We start from the raw sequence: 18,746 nt of genomic DNA, 5'->3' as shown, positions 1-18,746 counted from the left end.
GGTGCTGTGCCCTTTGCAATGAGCACCTCTACGCATCACCGCACCGCCGATGCGTAGAGGTGCTCATTGCAAAGGGGGCCGCACACCCTGCCGACCAGCACCGCCGCGCCGGCGAAGTCGTGATCCCGATGTCCACGGCACAGAAGGTACCGGGGCCGGGCGCGAACGCCCGGCCCCGGCTGCGGACCCCCTCACTCCAGGGGCGTCCAGTGCGCGACGGCCGCCAGCGGGCCGTACACGCGGGTCTCCACCGTGACCGGGACCCCGGCCGCGGTGAACCAGCCCTCGAACCGGTACCCGTCCCGCTTGGGCAGCGGCAGCATCCGCAGCGCTGTCCCGGCCTTGACGGTGCGCGAGCCGACCGGGCTGCCGCCGGCGGAGTCGAAGCCGACCTCGTACACGGGGTCGGTGCGGTACTGGACGGACACCGAGACGGTCGTCGTGGCGCCCTCGTACGCGATGGTGAGCGGCAGCGACGAGGTCACGGCGGAGCTGTCGAACCCGCTCACCATGTCCGCCGTCACCGGCACGACGGTCGTCGACCCATCGCTCCAGGTCGCCGAGACCGCGAGGCCGTCGACGTTCAGGTCCTCGCCCAGGCGGTACTGGGTCTGGTACCCGGTGCCCTCGATCGGCGCGATGCCGGTGACGACGGCGGATCCCTCCGACGGCCGCAGCCGGATCGCGTTGTCGCCGCCCGCGTAGTGGTACACGTTGAGGTAGCCGTCGGCGGCGATCGGGTTGGCCGCGTCGCGGTCCAGCCCGCTCCACACCGTCGCGCCGTCCACCCGCAGCACCAGCCGGGTTCCGCCGTCGACGGTCACGGCGCCGAACTCGATGTCGTGGTCCTGGCCGGCCTTGATCGACGTGTTCGGGATGACGTCGATCATCGTCTGGCCGGGCTTCCAGCTCTGGAACTCGATCTGGTCCTCCTTGACGACGACCAGGTAGCCCTTGTTGGCGTTGACCCAGGTCGGGTCGCCGGGCCGGTCGGAGCGGACGGCGAACCCGTACCAGCCGCCGGCGAACTCGCCGATCGACGCGGTGAAGCGGAGCAGGCCGCTGCCGAACCGCTCGGCCTGGTAGCCGTACACGCCGTTGGCGGAGATCCGGACGGTGCCCTCGTCGAAGTCGACGGCGTCGGAGGCCGGCCAGCTCGCGGCGTCGGACAGCTGCCCGCCGAGCTCGATCACGGGGTGCTCGGCCGCGCCGACCGTGACGGCGACCGTCGCGCTCAGCTCCGGGTTGGCCCGCGACGTCGCGGTGATCGTCGCGGTGCCGGGCGCCACGCCGCGCACCGTGCCGTCGGCGTCGACGGTGGCCACGGACGGCGCCGACGAGGCCCAGTCGACCCGCCGGTTGGTGGCGTCGGGCGGGCTGACGGACGCGGTGACGGTGTGGCTCTCGCCGGGCTCCAGCGTGAGCTGTGCGGGGCTCACCTCGATGCCGGTGACGTCGGTCGGCACCAGCGAGACGGTGACGTCGTCGACGTCGATGTGCGCCGCGCCCGCCACGTAGAACCCGAGCGTGCCGGACGCGCTGTGCGCCGGGTTCTCGCCCTCGAGCACCGTGGCGCCGTCGACGACGACCGCGACGGACGGCCCGCGGGCCACCACCCGCACGGCGTAGACGGTGTCCGGCTGCAGGCCGCCGCCCGCGGGCAGGACGGTCTCGGCCAGCGTCTGCCACTGCGCGTTGTACAGCGTCCACGTCGCGCCGTCGGCGGCGTGCCGGTAGCGGATGTAGCCGCTGCCGTTCTCGCCGTTGCGGTCGTACGTGATCAGCTCGGCGCCCTCCGGCAGTTCGGCCGGCGTCTTGAGCCGGTAGTCGAGCACGTAGTCCGAGAACGCGCGGTCCAGCTGGCCGTTCGCGCCGTTGAGGATCCGGTACCAGTGGTTGCCGGTGTCGTCGGCGACGATCGGGCGGTTGCCGTCGACCGGCCAGCCGTTGCCGCCTGACTCGAAGTCGGTCGCGTGCAGCACGCCGTCGCCGTCGGCCACGGTGACGACGGCCTCGTCGCTGATCGCCGGGTCCGCCACCGACGCCACGGACACCACCGTCTCCCCCGGCGCCAGCGCGGTGATCTCACCGGTGGCGGAGACGGTCGCGACCGCCGGGTCGCTGCTGGTGTACGTCACCTCCTGCGCGGTCGCGTCCCACGGCACCGGCTCGGCCCGGAACGGCACGGTCGCGCCCAGCTCGACGGTGAACGTGTCGCCCGGCAGGTACAGACCGGCCAGCGGGACGGTCTGCGGTCCGTGCGGCAGGCCGACGACGCCCTGCGGGCCGATCTCCTCGAACGCCACCGGCGCGAAGCCCGGGATGCGGTCGTACGCGACGGCGTCGTCGGTCAGCCGGAAGTCGCCGTTCTCCCAGTCGACGAAGCCGGGGTTCTGGTCGGCGACCCAGTTGTCGGCGTAGTTCATCAGGTTCTCGACGTCGCGGGCGCCGTGCTGGTTGACGTCCGGCGAGCGCTCCATCGTCGGGTTCCAGACCAGGTTCTTCGCGAAGAAGTTGTGCTCCGGGTAGTAGTGGTTCTCGTCCCAGAAGCTCAGCAACTCGGGGTACTTCTCGCCGTACGGCGTGCCGATGAAGTCGTTGTTCTCGGCGAACAGCTTCTCCCACGCCGGCCGGTAGTCGGTGTCGACCTTGTTGCCCGGCTGGTCGCCCATCCACATCTCGTAGTTGTCGTACGGGACGAAGGTGTCGACGAAGATGTTGTTCTCGGCGGTGATGTGGTCGCCGGAGCCGCTCTTGATGGCGTCGTTGCCCATCCGGTAGAAGACGTTCTCGCTGATGGTGAGACCCATCGTGAGGTTGTCCGGATAGACGCCCTCGACGCCGTGCCGGCCGATGCCGGTGTCGTGGAAGTAGTTGCGCCTGATGACCGTGCCGCGCTCGTGCGGCGTCATGCCGGCGTTCATGTAGATGGCGCCGAGGTCCTGGAACTGCTTGCAGATGTCGTAGATCTCGTTGTACTCGATCAGGTGGTCGTTGCCGTGCACGATGATGCCCGGATGCGGGGCGTCGTTGATCTCGTTGTTGCGGGCCACGTTCCCGACGCCGTCGAACATCACGCCCGGGTTGTACGCCTTGTGGTAGTAGGCGAAGTCGTGGATGTGCGAGTTCTCGACCCGGTTGTTCCCCGGCTCCAGCGTGTCCTCGTCGCCGCCGTTGAGCACCACACCGACGCCGCCGACGTGGCGCAGCTCGGACGAGACGACGGCGTGGTCGCGGCCGTCCCAGCCGCTCGGGATGCCGTCGTAGACGTAGCGGCCGGGCGAGTTGATGTAGACGCCGCCGTCGGTGAAGTTCTGGATGTCGCTGCGGGCGAAGGTGACGTTGCTGCCGCCGAGGACGGTGGCCGCGGTGGCCCGGCCGTACTCCATGACCAGCTCGTCGAAGGTGATGTAGGACGCGTTCTCGGTCCGGACCATCGGCTCCTTCAGCATGGTGACGGTGACGTCGCCGCTGCGGGTGCGGAACGCGGCGTTCGGCACGAGGTACAGCACGCCGGTCGCGCGGTCGATGTAGTACTCGCCGGGTGCGTCGAGCTCCTCGAGCAGGTTCTCGGCGAAGTGGAAGTCGGGGTACCACGACTTCATCAGGCCGGACATCTCGCCGTAGCGCAACGTGATCGTCTTCGCCTCGGGGTCGATCGACTCGATCTTGTTGTACGACCACTCCCAGCTGTAGCCGAAGATGCCGTCCAGCCAGACGTCCTCGGCCTGTGTCCAGTACTGCGGCCGGTCGTACGTGTAGCTGAACGTGCCACCGCGCTCCTGCAGGTCGGGGTCGTCGACGGTGGGGCCCGGGTCGATGATCTCGTTCATCTGGACGGTGCCCTCGTTCGGCCAGCGGGCCAGCGTCATGCCCTGACCGCCGACGTAGAGCTCCATCGGCGGCACCTTGGAGACGTCGTTCGCCTTCCAGTAGCCGTGCCGGCTGGTCTCGCCGTAGTCGGTGATGCCGAGCGCGGCGAGGTCGACCTGGAGGACGTCGTCGCGGGCGGACTCGTCGATGATGCGGCCGAGCACGGCGTCGTCGGTGACGGCGGTGAAGCCGTCGTGGTCGAGCTGGCGGCCGCCGCTGAGCCGGACCGTCTCGCCGGGGAACGAGCGGTAGACGATCGGCGCCTCGGCGGTGCCGGAGTCCTGCTCCTCCAGGCGGAACGACGCCGTCCGCTCGTAGGTGCCTTCACGCAGGTAGACGGTGACGCCGCCGGCCGGCAGGCCGCCGTCGGCCTTGAGCGCGCGGATCGCGTCGCGGGCGCCTTCGAGGGTGGCCAGCGGCGCCGATTCGGAGCCGTCCTGGGCGTCGTCGCCGTTGGTCGCCACGTACAGGACGGCACCCGGCTCGGCCGCCGCGGTCTCGGCCTGGGCCGCCGGTTGCAGGCCGGCGACCAACAGGCACGCCAGCACGACGATGGGCATGAGGCGTTTCATGGTGCGGTTCCTTTCTGGGTTCGCCAGTCACCCCTTGAGGGCGCCGACCGTGAGGCCGCTGATGATGTGCCGTTGCATGTAGACGAAGAAGATGATCACCGGCGCGATGGCCAGCAGCAGGTTCGGGAAGACCTTGGTGAGGTCGGTGGAGTACTGGCTGACGCCGGCGTAGATCGCGGTGGTGACCGTGTAGTTGCCGGAGCCGGGGGTGAGCAGCACCTGCGGGCTGATGAAGTCGTTCCAGATGCCGATCGAGTTGAGGATCAGCACGGTGACGACGGCGGGCCGGGTCAGCGGGAAGATGATCTGCCAGTACGTGCGCAGGCGGCCGGCGCCGTCGATCGCGGCGGCGTGGTCGATGTCGCGCGGGATCGTGCGGATGAAGCCGACGAACAGGAAGATGCTCACCGGCAGCGTCATCGCCACGTCGTGCAGGATCAGCCCGGTCACGGTGTTGCCGAGACCGATCGAGCGCAGCACGTAGATCAGCGGCACGATGAGCGCCGCCGATGGGATGAACGTCCCGGCCAGGAAGTACAGCAGCAGGATCTGCGTCCGCCGCTTCAGGCTGCGGGCGATGACGTAGGCGGCCGGCCCGGCGAACGCGATGCACAGGATGTCGACGGCGACCACCAGGAAGAAGGTGAAGCCGTAGCTGCGCAGCACGTTGTACTGCGGGCTGGTGACCGCCGCCTCCAGGTACTCCAGCGTCAGTCCGGTGAACGGGATCGCGAACGGGTTGGCCTGGATGTCCTGCTGCGACTTGAAGCTGTTCACCAGCAGCAGGTACGCCGGGATCGTCATGACGACGAACAGCACCGCCAGCAGCACGATGCGGGTGGCCGGCGGCCGCCGGCGGAGGTCCATGGGGAGTGCCATCGTTCGCTCCTAGTTCGCCGCGGCCTGGTCCTGCCGGTTGCGCATGGCGGCCACCAGCACGGACAGGACAGCGGACACCACCATCAGGGCCACCGCCTGCGCGGTCGCGAAGCCGACGTCGGTACTGGCGAACGACCGGCTGAGGATGACGTACGCGATGGTCTCGGTGGACCCGGCCGGCCCGCCGTCGGTGAGGCTGACGACGATGTCGTAGACCTTGATCAGCCCGACCAGGTTGAGCACCATCGCGACCGTCACGACCGGCGAGATCATCGGGATGACGATCCGGCGGTTGATCTGCCGCCGGGACGCGCCGTCGATCTGCGCGGCCTCGATGAGGTCGTGCGGCACCGTCTGCAGCGCCGCGACGAACAGCACGACGTTGAACCCGAACCCGGCCCAGATGATGACGCCGACCAGCGTGATGACGGCCAGCGTCTCGTCGAACAGGAACCCGACCGGCCCGACACCGAACCGCTCCAGCGTGGTGTTGATCGCCCCGTTGGTGCCGAGGATCGCGCTCCACAGGAAGCCGAGGATCAGTGCGCTGATGACGTGCGGGTAGTAGGCCAGCGCGCGGAAGAACGAATTCGTCCGCGACCGCTCCTTCAGCTGCAGCGCGTACGCCAGGCCGAGGCCGAGCATGCCGACCGACCCGAACGCCGCCACGACGAACGTGACCACCCAGGCCCGGCTGATGCCCGGGTCCTCGAACAGCCGCGTGTAGTTCTCGATGCCGATGAAGGTGGCGTCGGAGAAGCCGTTCCAGTCGGTCAGGCTCAGGTACAGGGCGACGACGACCGGGACGATCGTCATCACCGTGTACACGACGACGGCCGGCGCCAGCATGCCGAGGCTGAGCGCGCCGTCGCGGAACCGGCGGCGGCGGACGGCGGCGGGCGCGCCGGGGTGGCCGGGAGCCGGCGCGGGCGGGTCGTCCGTCCGCGCCGGGCTCACCTTCAGCGCTGCGAGTCCCACCACGTGTCCAGGTTGGCGGCGACGTCACTGGCCGAGGAGCCGGTGAACAGGGACTGGACCTGCGTGTTCAGCTCCTCCGCGTAGCCGTGCACCGGCTGCCGCTCGCCCTGCTTGACGATGACCATCGGGCTGGCGTCGAGGACCGCCTGGACGCCCTCGCCGAGGCTGGACACGTCGTAGCTGAAGCCCTTGCGCAGGTTGCCGTCGGCGGCGAGCTGGATCTCGATCGCCTCGTCGTCGGTGACCAGCCACTCGACGAGGTCGATCGCCTCCTCCTTCGCGTCGGAGGCCTCGACGACGGTGTACGGCTGGGCCATGTTGCCGAACTGGCCGGGCGGGTAGGTGCCGTCGGCCGGGACGGGGAAGACGCCGATCTGGTCGCTCAGCCCGGCCTCGTCGGCGGCGGGCACGAAGTACGAGCCCATGATGTACATCGCCGAGTCGCCCGCGAGGAACGCTGCCTGCCCGTCCGGGTACTCCAGGCCGAGCGCGCTCTGGGTGAGGAAGCCCTCCTTCAGCCACGACTCGTACAGCTCGAAGTAGCGCAGGTAGCCGCTGTCGGCGAAGGACGTCTCGCCGTTCTTGCGCTCGATCACCCAGTCCGGCTCGTCGGTGAGGACGCCGGCGTCGGCCAGCATGGTGAACTGCGCGCCGGTGACCCACTGGCCGGCCGACTGCAGCGGCTGGTAGCCGGCCGCCTGCAGCTTGCGCATCGCGTCCTCGAACTGCGCGATGGTCTGCAGTTGCGTGGCGTCGACGCCGGCCTCCTCGAAGGCCGCCTTGTTGTAGAACACCAGCGACTGGATCTGCTCGCCGACACCCACGACGTAGTGCCCGTCGTCGATCGCGTACTCGTCGAACAGCGGGGTGTCGGCGGCCCAGTCCTCGTCGGACAGGTCGACGAACAGCTCCGCCGTCTCCGGGTTCGGGACGACGTGCTGCGCGATGTCGGGCGGGTCGCCCGCGGCGAGGTCCTGCTGCAGCTTGGCCTCCGCCTCGATGGTCCCGGTCAGCTCCAGCTCGACCGTGATGCCGGGGTTCTCCGCCTCGTACTTGTCGAACAGCTCGTTCCAGAACTGCTCGGTGAGGTTGGGGGTGATGTTGACGATCATCCGCAGCGTGGTGTCGCCGCCCTCGCCGCCCGCGACGTCGTCGTCACCGCCACCGCACGCCGACGCCGTCAGCACCGCTGAGGCCAGCACTCCGGCCGTCAGGAATCGCCGCCTGCTGTTCATGGTCATCTCTCCGCTCGCTCCGTTGCGTTGGTGGGTGGTTTCAGCGGCCGTTGCTGCTGCCCTGGTGGGCGACGTACTCGTCCAGGCCCCGGCCGGTCAGCGGGTAGTAGTCGGACAGCCGTCCGCCGGCATCGAGACGCCGGCGGGCGAACTCCTCCTTGTCCTGGTGGGCGAGTGCGTCATCGGCGATCGCCTGGGCGTGCGACGGCGGCACCACCACGGCGCCGTCGTCGTCGGCGATCACCAGGTCGCCGGGGCGCACCAGCGCCCCGCCGACCGCGACCGGCACGTTGTACGCGTACGGGAACAACTCGGTCTGGGACGCATAATGCGGGGTGACCCCGGTGCACCAGACCGGCACCCCGAGCGCGCGCACCCGGCCGGCGTCGCGGATGCGCCCGTCGACGACGATGCCGGCGCCGCCGCGCAGCTTGAAGTAGCGCACGAGCATGTCGCCGAGGCAGCCGGTGCGCTGGGCCGCCTGCGCCGACACCACCAGCACGTCGCCGGGGCGGATCGACTCCAGCACCGCCCACAGCGCCGAGCGCCGCTCCGCGTCCTCCTGGCCCTGGCCGGTGAACACGTCCTCGCGCTGCGGCATGAACTGCAGCGTGACGGCGGCGCCGGTGACGCGGATCTCGGCGTCGCGGTGCAGCGGCGCCGGGCCGTCGATGAACGTCCGGGTGACGCCCTGGTGGTGCAGCTTCGCGCAGGCGGTGGCCGCGCTCACCCCGGACAACGCCTCGACCAGCGCGCGCGCCGGCCGCCCGGGCGGGTCGGAGAGCAAGGGGGTGTGGCCGGTCGGATAACCGTCCTGCTCGGTGTTCATCCGGCGTCCTCTCGGAGTATGATCGCGGATCACTTATCGTCTATCGATTGAGCGATAGGAAACCGGTCACCCCGCCGTCGTGTCAAGACCCCGGGCTCGGCGACGATGGACGGCCGGCGGCTTCGATGGGAGCGAGGAACGAGATGGCGGACTGGTTCACCCAGGCCCGGTTCGGGATGTTCGTGCACTTCGGGCTGTACTCACTGGCCGCCCGGCACGAGTGGGTGATGTCGCGCGAACGCACGCCGCTCGCGGAGTACGAGCGCTACGCGGAGATCTTCGACCCGGACCTGTTCGACGCCCGCGCCATCGCCCGCGCCGCCCGCTCGGCCGGCATGGGGTACGTCGTGCTGACGAGCAAGCACCACGAGGGCTTCGGCCTGTGGGACTCCGCCGCCAGCGACTACACGTCGGCCGCGGTGTGCGGGCGCGACCTCGTCGCGGAGTTCGCCGACGCCGTCCGCGCCGAGGGGTTGCGGGTCGGGCTGTACCACTCCCTCATCGACTGGCACCACCCCGACTTCACCGTCGACTATCTGCACCCTCGCCGCGACGACCCGCCTGGCCCGCCCCGAGACATGGCGCGCTACCGCGCCTACCTGCACGCCCAGGTGCGCGAGCTGCTCACCGGCTACGGCCGCGTCGACTACCTGTTCTTCGACTACACCTACGCCGAGGACCGCGACGGCGTGCGCGGCAAGTACCCGGAGGACTGGGCCGCGGACGAACTGCTGGCCATGGTCCGCGAGCTGCAGCCGGGCATCGTCGTGAACGACCGCCTGGGCGTCCCGGGCGACCTCGTCACGCCGGAGCAGTACCAGCCGGCCGAGCCGATGCGCGGGCCGGACGGCGCGCCGATCGCGTGGGAGGCCTGCCAGACGCTGAACGGGAGCTGGGGCTACGACCGCGACAACACCCGGTTCAAGACGCCGGACCTGCTGGTGCGGATGCTCGTCGACACCGTCGCGAAGGGCGGCAACCTGCTGCTCAACGTGGGCCCGGACGGACGGGGCGCGCTGCCGGCCCGGGACGTGGCCCTGCTGGACGCGTTGGCCGAGTGGATGCGGCTGCACGGGCGCTCGGTGGTGGGCGCCGGACCGGCCGCGCCGGACCTCGCGGCGGCCGTGGCGCCGGGGCTGCCGCCGGGCGCCGTCCTCACCCAGCGCGGCGACCGGCTGTACGTCCACCTGTTCGCGTGGCCGTTCGAGCACGTGCATCTGCGCGGGATGGCCGATCGGGTGCGCTACGCGCAACTGCTGAACGACGGGTCGGAGCTGACGACGATCAGGCTGGCGCCCGGCCAGCAGGCCTGGAACACGAGGCCGGGTGGTCAGCCGCCGGACACGCTGACGCTGCGGCTGCCGACGGTCCGCCCGGACGTGCTGGTGCCGGTGGTGGAGCTGTTCCTCTAACCGATCACTCGGACTCGGAGCCGCGCGGTCCCTTGGCGCGCCGCCGCCACTCCTCCTTGCGCCGGCGCTCCGCCGGGGTCAGCGGCGCCTGCGGGTTGCCGTCGTCGTCGAGACCGATGGAGCCGTGGAACTTGGCGGCGTTCACGCCCGGTCGCCGCGGCCGCCGCTTCGCCGCCGCGAGCTCACTCTTGAGCTTCGCGATGGCCTCCAGTGTCCGCTCCCGCTCCTCAGGGGAGACGTCGTCGGGCCCTGCTGTCGTCATGGCGCCTCCCTCAGCCGGATGACCCACTTGCCCATGTCCTCGTCGAACACCTTGTCGAGGACCTCGAACTCCGTCCCGGTGTTGAAGAGGATCTCCGCCTCGTGCGAGACCTCCGAGTACGGCGCCACGTCGCGGCCGGAACGGCCCTCGACGATGAAGTACGTGTTGCCCTCGAAATCGGAGTCGGCGACGTCGGGGTCGGTGCTCGTGCTCATGAACCCGCGTTCCGTGACGACCTCGCCGGGCTCGTAGTTGGCCAGCTGGCTGTCGTTCAGATCGGTGCCGCGGTAGGTCGTGCCGGGGTGGGCCGGCAGGTTGGCCAGCGCGTCGGAGACCCGATCGATACGTCCCTGCAGGCCGGCCGGGATGTCGGCGCCGGGGTTGCGTAGCGCGGCGTTCATGTCCCAGTACCCGTCCCCGGTGTAGTCCTCCAGGGCCAGCCTATCGGTCTCGCTCAGGTCGACGTGGAGATCGTCGGCCCGGGCGATGCCGTCGAAGCCCTCGGGCAGCTCGTCGAGCCCGTCGGTCTGGCGCAGCGCGGCGAGCTCGTCGGCGTTGAGCGCCCGCCGGGTCCACCGGCCGCCGGTGGCGCCCCAGCCCATGAACGGGATCATGCCGGCGGCGGACAGGCCGGCGTCGACGACGTTGCCCTCGGCCGCGTACCAGAGGGCGTTGATGGCGTCGACCGGCTCGCCGAGGATCGGGATCAGGCCGAGGCCGTCGAGGATCAGGTGGCCGATGTCGGAGAACGGGTTGGAGTCCTCGCGGCGCTCCTCGATCTCGGCGGCCTTGATGGTGAGGATCTCGTGGGCGTCGCGGGCGATGCTGGTGCTCATCGTGCTGCCGCCCTCGTACGGGGTGATGGCCGCCGCGATGGCCGCGTCGGCACCCGCCCCGTCGTCGACCGGCCACTTGCGCTTCGCCAGGACGTACTCGAGGAACTCGTTGACCATGCCCGACTCGTCGCCGGCCTCGATGTAGGTGAACGTGCCGGTGCCGAACAGGGCGTGGCCGGCCTCGGGGTTGCGCCCGACCGCGGACATGATGCCGGCCAGCGGGTCGTAGTACTCGGTGTAGCCGGTCGGCGCGCCCTCGTCGTCGCCGTGCACGGGGTCGATGGCGCCGTAGCCGTCGGCGCCCATCTCCGAGTGCGCCCGCTTCCACCACATGTCGTCCTCGTCGAGCTCGCGCTCGTACTCGTAGACGTCGGTGGCGACGGTGGTGAGGAAGTCGGCGGAGAAGGTGCCGCGGGAGATGACCAGGCCGAGCGCGCTGGCCTGGCCGAGCACCTCCGGCGACTCCTCGGTGATGGCCGACGACCACGACGCGGCGTAGTCGTCGGGCAGGGCGAGGTCGCCGGTGCCCTGGGTGGCCGTGCCGTAGGCGGCGCCGAGGCCGTCGAGCGTCGCCTCGTACGCCTCGTCGAACCGCTCCACGTCCTCGACGTCGTCGGGCATCGTCGCGCCGGCCATCTGACGCCGGGTGCTCGACGCGCTGACGATGAAGTCGGCGACCTCCTCGGGCGACACCTGGGTGGCGAGCTGGTGGGCGAAGTACGGGTCGGTCGCGTTCTCCGCCAACAGGTCGACCAGTTCCTGGGGCGGGTCGCCGTCGTCGTAGTCCTCGATCAGCTCCGCGGCCCGGTCGGCACGCTCGCGGGCCTCCTCCGGCGTCGCGGTCGGGATCGTCGACTCGTCCAGCTGGACGAACGCCTGCGGCCCCGGAGTTTGGGCTTCGATGTGCCGCGCCAGGGCCAGTCGGCGCCGCAGCCCGGGCAGCTCGTCGTCGATCCACCCCTCGACGGCGTCGAGGCGGTTGAGCTCGGTGGTGGGCAGGTGGACGCCCGACAGCTCGCCGCTGAGGTCGCCGCGCCGGGTGGCGATGTTCTCCGCCGCGTTCTCCAGCGCGGTGACGAGGCCGGCCAGCTCCGCGATGTCGATGGCGGCGATGCTCACAGGTTCCTCCAGCGCACCTGCCAAGCGTTGGCGTCGACCATCGGCTCCTGGCCCTCGATGGCGTCGCCGAACTCCGTCATGACGCCCTCGGCCGCGGTGGCCAGCGTGGCCTTGTGCTCCGTGAGCTCGGTGTAGAACGTGTCGGCGATACTGCTCTGCCAGGCGCCGTTGTCCATGGCCTGGACGGCGGCGTCGAGGTCGCTCTTGAGATCGTCCGACACCGGCCGGGCGTCGTCGCGGCTCGCGCACAGGGCGGCGCGGTAGGGATTGGACACCTGGTCGGCCACCGGCAGCTCCCGCCCGGTTGATCGTTTCGAGGCCGCCATGATGCCACGCGCGCGCTCACCGGCCGCGCGCGGGGCAAGCGCTTGCTCAGACGCCGATCGCCTGGGGTGTGACGACCTCGCCGCCGGCCATGCGCAGGGCGAGCGAGCCGACGGCGGAGGCGGCCAGCTCGCCGGCGCGGTCGCCGTCCGGGTCGACGGCGAGCACGTGGCCGACGCGGTCGTTGTTGTCGCGGGGACGGCGCACGGGTCCGGGCACGTCCAGCTGCCAGCGGACGATCGCCGGGTCGTCGTCCAGCGCGTCGCGGCCCTCGACGGCGGTGACGATGCCGTCGACCGGCGCCAACACGAACGCGACCGCCGCCGTGCCCCGCGGCCGCACGTCCAGCTCGGTCGCCCGACCGAGCGCGAGGTCGACCAGCAGCGCCAGCGGGCTGACCCCGGTCACCGTGCGGACGAGGTCGAACACGTAGCCGCCGCCCTGGCGCGGGTTGATCTCGACGATCCGCGGCCCGGACGGCGTCAGGCGGAGCTCGGTGTGGCTCAGGCCGTGGCTGATGCCGAGCGCGGCGAGAGCCGACCGGACGTGCTCGGTCACCTCGGCGGCGACGGCGGGCGGCAGCGGCGCCGGGAACACGTGCCCGGCCTCGACGAACGTCGGCGTGACGCTCTTGCCGGTGATGCCGAGCACCGTGGTCCGCCCGGCGGCGGTGACCGTCTCGACGCTGACCTCGGGGCCGCGCAGGACCTCCTCGAGCAGCAGCCGGCGGGCCAGCGGCTGGTCGCGAGTGTTCCGCTCGACACCGGTGACCTCGTAGAACACGTCTTTCAGCGCCGCCTCGCCGTCGACGAGGTGCACCGACGTGCCGGAGTTGAGGTCGACCGGCTTCGCGACCAGCGGGAAGGCCAGCTCCGCCGCGCCGGCCAGCGCGTCCTCCCATGTCGCTGCGACCGCGAAGCGCGGGCCGGGCAGCCCGGCCCGGGCGAGCACCGTCCGCACCGCGTCCTTGCGCACGGCCCGGCGCACGATGTCCGGCGACGCCCCGGGCAGCCCGAGCATCTTGGCCAGCTCCGCGACCGCGTCGAGGTAGTAGTCGCAGGTGGTGATCACGCCGTCGATGCGCCGCCGGCACACGATGCCGATGACGGCGCCGGTCATGGCGGCCCGGTCGTTGGTGTCGACGACGATCACCTCGTCGGCGTCGCGCAGCACCGGGTGCCGTTCGCCGTCGACGTCCGGGTAGAGGCCGGGGTCGCGGGTGAACAGGATGTAGTCGTGGCCCGCCTCGCGCAGCAGCGGCGGCAGCGCGAGCCCCGTCGACTGCACCCAGCTCTCCACCATGAGCAGCGTCGCCACGTCAGCCTCCGGCCCGGGCCAGGATCGCCGAGTTGATGACGTCGTTCACCGGGTGCACCTCCGTCAGCGGCTCGAACCCGTCGAGCGCGGTCCGGTCGATCGGCGGGTAGAGCAGCGTGCGCAGGCCGCGGGCGCTGCGGGCGAGCAGGACGGCGCCGGGACGCATGGTGACGGCCAGGTGCCGCAGCACCCGCCGCTTCGCCTCGAGCGTGTCGCCGACCAGCGCGGCCAGCACCACCACGTCGTAGCCGGACAGGTCCGCCGCCAGCACGTCCGCCTCGTGGAAGCCCAGCTCGCCGTAGCCGAGTGCGGCCGACACCGCGGCGCCGGTGTGCAGCGCCACCGGGTCGCGGTCGAAGTTGTCGACCGCGACGTCCAGTTCGCCGGCCAGGTACAGCGAGCTCAGCGGCAACGGCCCGGACCCGACGAACGCGACCGACCGCACCCGGCGCGGCAGCGCGGACGCCAGGACGCCGATCTCCATGCGGCTGAGCTGGCGGTAGTTCCCGAAGTACGGGAACCGCGCCAGCTCCTCCCGCGGCGGCCGGCCGGCGACGATCCGGTGCGCCCAGGCGTGCTCCAGCTCCCCCTCGCCGCGGGCGCAGAGGGCGCGCAGCCTGGGCGCCAGCCGCTGGATCTCGACGTCGTTGAGGACGGCGGGCACAGTCTCGGCCGGCGCGGTGAGGACCAGCCGCACCAGCCGCCCGAACAGCCCGTCCACCTCCGGGCCCGGCCGCAGGTCGTCGCGCGCGGCCAGCTCCCGGTACACCTCACCCACCGAGGCCGCGACGTCCTGCGCCGTCGGCCGGCGGAGGTCGGTCAGGTCGGTTTGACCGAATATGTTGCTAGTGAGACTCATGTTCATCGCGGCTGATCATGGCACAGCCGGTGGCGGCCGCGCTGCCGAATCACGCGAATGGCGGCAGCAGGCTAGCCCTGAGCGGTCGGGACGACGATCAGCTCGGCGACGTTGACCCGCGGGGGCGCCGCGACGGCGAAGGCGATCGCGTCGGCGATGTCCTCCGAGCGCAGGATCTCGATCGCGCCACGCCACCGCGACAGCTCCTCGCGCTTGGCGGAGTCGAGCATGCCATCCCCGAGTTCGGTTCCGACGAAGCCCGGCTCGACGTTCTTCACCCGGACGCCACGCGGTCCGAGCTCGGCGCGCAGGTTCCGGGTCAGGTGCGCGACGGCCGCCTTGGTGGCGGCGTACACGGCGTAGTCGGGGAAGATCCCGTGCGACCCGATCGAGCCGACGTGCACCAGGTCGGCCGTCCCGCCGTCGGCCGCCGTCGCGAGGAGGTCGTCGGCGAACGCCCGGCCGGTGTAGAGCAGGCCGTTCACGTTCGTCGCGATCATCTGGTCCCATTCGCGGGTCTCGGCGGACTCGAACGGCGCGGCCAGCATGACGCCGGCGTTGGCGACCACGAGGTCGACCCGGCCGAGCTCGGCGCGGATGGCGCCGGCCGCGGCCGTCATGGCGGCGATGTCGCTCACGTCGGCCGGCACCGCGAGGCCGCCGATCTCGTCCGCGAGGATCTTCAGCCGGTCCTCTCGACGGCCGACCACCGCGACGGCGGCGCCGCCCTCGGCCAGCCGGCGGGCCGTCGCCGCGCCGATCCCGCTCGTGGCTCCGGTGACCACCGCGACGCGGCCGGTCAGTGTGTCGGTGTTCTGTGCTGTCGTCATGGCTCCACGATCCGGCGAACGTGACGGGCCGACCAGACCGCCCGACGACCAGGAGACCGGACCCTGGGAGTCGCACGGCCACCCACGGCGAGCCCGGCCCGCCTACCCTCGTAGGGTGACGGACAACCGGCTCGGCGAGTACCTGCGGGCGCGGCGCGAGCTGGCCCAGCCCGCCGACGTGGGGCTGCCCGACGGCTTCGGCCGGCGGCGGGTGCCGGGCCTGCGCCGCGAAGAGGTCGCGATGCTGGCCGGGGTCAGCGCCGACTACTACGTGCGGCTCGAGCAGGGCCGCGACAAGCACCCGTCCGAGCAGGTCATCGAGGCCCTGGCCGGGGTCCTCGGGCTCGACGACGACGGCGTCGCCCACGTGCGCGAGCTGGCCCGCCCGGCGCGGCGCCGCCGGCGGGCGCCGAGCCGGCCCGAACGGGTCAGCGACGGCATCCAGCTGCTGCTCGACGGCTGGACCTCCACGCCCGCGCTGGTGCTCGGGCGCCGCCTCGACGTGCTCGCCGTCAACGCACTCGGCGCCAGCGTCGCCTCGTGCTCCGCGCCAGGCGTGAACCAGGTCCGCGCGGTGTTCCTGGACCCCGACGCGCGCGAGCTGTACCCCGACTGGGACGCCGTCGCGGCCGAGGCCGTGGCCAGCCTGCGCGCGGCCGCCGGCGCCGACCTCGACGACCCCGCGCTCACCGACCTCGTCGGGGAGCTGTCGTTGAAGAGCGACGAGTTCCGCCGGCTGTGGGCGCGCCACGACGTCCGGCCCAAGACGTCGGGCACCAAACGGTTCCGGCACCCGCTGGTCGGCGAGCTCACGCTGCGGTACGAGTCGCTGGCGGTGAACGGCGCGCCCGGCCAGCTGATCGTCGCCTACCACGCGGAACCGGGGAGCCCGTCCGAGCAGGCCATCGCGCTGCTCAGCAGCACGATCACCCGCCCGGCCGGCGGAAAACCGGCTGCGGACGAGCGTTCACGCGTGTGACGATCGGGCCCATGCGCCCGACCTGGATGCTCGACGAGACCGTACACGCCGGCCCGGAACACCTCGACCCCGACTTCGTCGCCGGCTTCGACCGCAAGCAGGGCTACCCCGACCCCGCGTCCGACATCGAGGTGCTGGCCTCGTACGGGGTGCGGTCGGTCGTCGACCTCGGCGCCGGCACCGGCCAGTTCGCCGTACCGGCCGCCGCGGCGTTCGACCGCGTGGTGGCGGTCGACGTGTCGCCGGCGATGCTGGCGTACCTCGGCGAGCGGGCGCGGGCCGCCGGGGTCACCGTCGAGCTGGTCCAGGCCGGGTTCCTCAGCTACGCCCACGCAGGCGAGCTCGTCGACGCCGTCTACACCCGGCACGCGCTGCACCAGCTGCCCGACTTCTGGAAGGTGGTCGCGCTTCACCGCATCGCCGGCCTGCTGCGCCCGGGCGGCGTGCTGCGGCTGCGCGACCTCGTGTACGACTTCCCGTCCGCCACCACCGAGCAGGTCATGGACGGCTGGGTGGCCGGCGGCGTCGACGACCCGGCGGCGGGCTACACGGGTGCTGACTATGCGGAGCACGTCCGCACCGAGCACAGCACGTTCCGCTGGCTGCTCGAGCCCATGATCGACCACGCCGGCTTCGACCTCGCCGACGTCGAGTACGACGACGCCGGCCTGTTCGGCGCCTATACCTGCCTGAAGCGCTAGTGCTGTGTCCATGAACGTTGGCCGGGTTGGTGACACGCCGGGCAGCGTGCGTGGCCGGTGATTGGTTTGCACTGCCCTTCACCCGACCTCGACCGGGCCTGGGCCTCGACGAACGCCGCAGGCGTCGCGTCAGGTTACGGACCTGGCGTGTCACATGCCGGGGTGCTGTGTCGTCGTACAGGCGAGAAGCCAAGGTTGAGGTTCGGATGGAGGATGGGGAGCGATGCCAAGCCAACGCGAGGTGGACGACGTCAAGATCAGGCAGCAGGTCGACCAGATCGTCGAAGGAATCCGAACCAAGGATCTCGAGAGCCTGAAACAGCTCTACGCAACGGACGTCGTGTCCTTCGACATCGAACCGCCGCTGCAGCATGTGGGGCTGGCGGCGAAGTCGAAGAACTGGGCGACCGCGTTCACGTTCTTCCAGGATGCACGCTATGAAGTTCGCGACCTGACACTCACCGTGGGCGATGACGTGGCATTCGGGCACTGCTTCGCTCGGCTCAGCGGAACGCTGAAGAACGGGACGGTCACGAACGGTATGTGGGTCCGGGTCACCTATTGCTTCCGCAAGATCGACGGCAACTGGTTGATCACGCACGACCAGGTCTCCGTACCGTTCGACCTGGCGAGCGGCAACGGAGTGACTGACCTCGAACCGTGACCAGCACCAAGGCCGTGAAGTTAAGGATGGGGTGCGGGGGCGCAAGCCAGCCAAGAATCCATTCGACGGGTTACTTGACGTGGGCGAGGTGCTTATCCAGTCTGCAGATGTTGGTGATGTTCACTACCACTACGCCACACCGGAACCAGTGCCGCCACGACAGGTACCGCCTTCACGTCGAAGCTGGGTTGACCGACCAGAGTCGCAATCTGAACTGGATGTGTTGACCGCAGGGAACCAGTGTCTAGTCGTGATCTCCGGTCCAAATGGTGTCGGCAAGACGGAGCTAGTGCTGTGACCGGAATGGTTCGCCGGGATGTCGCTGGGTGGTGAGGTGCCATGACCCGGTTCGATGGTGGGGACAGCTCGTGGCGGCGGATGAGGACACGGTGCGGGAGGTGATCCATCGGTTCAACGAGATCGGGTTGGCGTGTCTGGACCCTCAGTGGGCGGGAGGCCGTCCCCGCCTACTCGGTAAACTCGCCGCCTTCCTGGCCACCACAGCTGGCAGAGCGATCCGGATCGGCCGGGAAGCCCTGCGTTGCCTGCTCGCCCGCCGCGGGATCACGTTTCAGCGCACGAAGACCTGGAAGGAGTCCACCGACCCCGAACGGGATACCAAGCTCGACCGCATCGAGCACGTCCTGGAGAACTTCCCGGACCGGACCTTCGCGTTCGACGAATTCGGCCCGCTCGGTCTCCGCCCAACCGGCGGTGCGTGCTGGGCCGGGAAAGGCGAGCCCGATCGGGTGGCCGCGACCTATCACCACACCCATGGTGTCACCTACTTCCACGGCTGCTACTCGATTGGTGACGACACGCTCTGGGGCATCAACCACCGCCACAAAGGCACCACCAACTCCCTCACCGGGTTGAAGTCGATCCGCGCCGCGAGGCCGGACGGGGCACCGATCTACATCATCCCTGCACGCCTACCTGCGCTGGCGCAACGCCAACGCCCGCCACCCCGACGTGCTGGCAGCTCAACGCCGAGAACGTGCCCGCATCACCGAGAAAGGCATCCGCTGGAGAGGCCGCCCCATCACCCAAACCGAAGCAGCCTGACACCCCGGCGAA

At 70.7% G+C, this 18,746-nt stretch carries 15 protein-coding genes and 1 pseudogene; 5 read left to right on the top strand and 11 right to left on the bottom strand.

All coding sequences use genetic code 11. The annotated features are described in order from the left end of the window. Positions 1–191 precede the first annotated feature (191 nt). The 5 genes from BLU82_RS33305 to BLU82_RS33285 are packed head-to-tail and all read right to left on the bottom strand — an operon-like array spanning position 192 to position 8,366. Positions 192–4,445 (bottom strand): Ig-like domain-containing protein, encoded by a 4,254-nt coding sequence (locus BLU82_RS33305; protein ID WP_157741420.1) that lies wholly within the window; start codon positions 4,443–4,445, stop codon positions 192–194. Between the two features lie 27 nt (positions 4,446–4,472). Beyond that, positions 4,473–5,324: a carbohydrate ABC transporter permease gene (locus BLU82_RS33300; protein WP_092625074.1), complete on the bottom strand. Its 852-nt coding sequence runs from the start codon at positions 5,322–5,324 to the stop codon at positions 4,473–4,475. A 9-nt stretch (positions 5,325–5,333) separates the two neighbouring features. Next, a complete protein-coding gene (locus tag BLU82_RS33295) occupies positions 5,334–6,305 on the bottom strand; it encodes a carbohydrate ABC transporter permease (RefSeq protein WP_197682628.1) in 972 nt (323 codons plus the stop codon). Then, positions 6,284–7,537, bottom strand: coding sequence for an ABC transporter substrate-binding protein (locus BLU82_RS33290; RefSeq protein ID WP_157741419.1), 1,254 nt, complete (start codon positions 7,535–7,537; stop codon positions 6,284–6,286). The genes BLU82_RS33295 and BLU82_RS33290 overlap by 22 nt, the downstream gene beginning before the upstream one ends. Before the next feature lie 40 nt (positions 7,538–7,577). Beyond that, on the bottom strand, positions 7,578–8,366 hold the full coding sequence (locus BLU82_RS33285) for a ribonuclease activity regulator RraA (RefSeq protein ID WP_092625072.1): 789 nt from the start codon (positions 8,364–8,366) through the stop codon (positions 7,578–7,580). 143 nt (positions 8,367–8,509) lie between these two features. On the opposite strand from BLU82_RS33285, the gene BLU82_RS33280 reads away from it, so the two are divergent. After that, entirely contained in the window at positions 8,510–9,778 is a 1,269-nt protein-coding gene (locus tag BLU82_RS33280) for an alpha-L-fucosidase (RefSeq protein ID WP_197682627.1), read from the top strand. A 4-nt stretch (positions 9,779–9,782) separates the two neighbouring features. Here the strand turns inward: BLU82_RS33280 and BLU82_RS33275 are convergent, their stop codons facing one another. The 6 genes from BLU82_RS33275 to BLU82_RS33250 all read right to left on the bottom strand — a co-directional run bounded on the left by BLU82_RS33275 (position 9,783) and on the right by BLU82_RS33250 (position 15,325). Further along, a complete protein-coding gene (locus BLU82_RS33275; RefSeq protein ID WP_092625070.1) occupies positions 9,783–10,040 on the bottom strand; it encodes a hypothetical protein in 258 nt (85 codons plus the stop codon). Next, positions 10,037–11,995 (bottom strand): DUF6571 family protein, encoded by a 1,959-nt coding sequence (locus BLU82_RS33270; RefSeq protein WP_092625069.1) that lies wholly within the window; start codon positions 11,993–11,995, stop codon positions 10,037–10,039. Before BLU82_RS33270 ends, BLU82_RS33275 begins: the two co-directional genes overlap by 4 nt. Next, complete coding sequence (locus tag BLU82_RS33265) at positions 11,992–12,282, bottom strand: hypothetical protein (protein WP_092625068.1); 291 nt, start codon at positions 12,280–12,282, stop codon at positions 11,992–11,994. Before BLU82_RS33265 ends, BLU82_RS33270 begins: the two co-directional genes overlap by 4 nt. Positions 12,283–12,367: 85 nt before the next feature. Further along, a complete protein-coding gene (locus BLU82_RS33260) occupies positions 12,368–13,636 on the bottom strand; it encodes an ATP-grasp domain-containing protein (protein WP_092625067.1) in 1,269 nt (422 codons plus the stop codon). A 1-nt stretch (position 13,637) separates the two neighbouring features. After that, on the bottom strand, positions 13,638–14,495 hold the full coding sequence (locus BLU82_RS33255) for a nicotianamine synthase family protein (RefSeq protein WP_157741418.1): 858 nt from the start codon (positions 14,493–14,495) through the stop codon (positions 13,638–13,640). Between the two features lie 71 nt (positions 14,496–14,566). Beyond that, a complete protein-coding gene (locus BLU82_RS33250; protein ID WP_092625065.1) occupies positions 14,567–15,325 on the bottom strand; it encodes an SDR family oxidoreductase in 759 nt (252 codons plus the stop codon). A gap of 115 nt (positions 15,326–15,440) precedes the next feature. Here BLU82_RS33250 and BLU82_RS33245 point away from each other — a divergent pair, with 115 nt between their 5' ends. The 4 genes and pseudogenes from BLU82_RS33245 to BLU82_RS36485 all read left to right on the top strand — a co-directional run bounded on the left by BLU82_RS33245 (position 15,441) and on the right by BLU82_RS36485 (position 18,734). Further along, on the top strand, positions 15,441–16,304 hold the full coding sequence (locus tag BLU82_RS33245; RefSeq protein WP_231947652.1) for a helix-turn-helix transcriptional regulator: 864 nt from the start codon (positions 15,441–15,443) through the stop codon (positions 16,302–16,304). A gap of 11 nt (positions 16,305–16,315) precedes the next feature. Further along, positions 16,316–17,005, top strand: coding sequence for a class I SAM-dependent methyltransferase (locus tag BLU82_RS33240; protein WP_092626719.1), 690 nt, complete (start codon positions 16,316–16,318; stop codon positions 17,003–17,005). A 223-nt stretch (positions 17,006–17,228) separates the two neighbouring features. Then, on the top strand, positions 17,229–17,669 hold the full coding sequence (locus BLU82_RS33235; RefSeq protein WP_092625063.1) for a nuclear transport factor 2 family protein: 441 nt from the start codon (positions 17,229–17,231) through the stop codon (positions 17,667–17,669). A gap of 326 nt (positions 17,670–17,995) precedes the next feature. After that, positions 17,996–18,734, top strand: a pseudogene (locus tag BLU82_RS36485) (hypothetical protein). Positions 18,735–18,746 lie beyond the last annotated feature (12 nt).

The organism is Jiangella sp. DSM 45060, assembly GCF_900105175.1.
In the GTDB taxonomy this organism is placed as follows: Bacteria; Actinomycetota; Actinomycetes; order Jiangellales; family Jiangellaceae; genus Jiangella.
The sequence above is the reverse complement of the archived record's forward strand: the minus strand, read 5'-3'. Positions and strand labels throughout refer to the sequence as shown.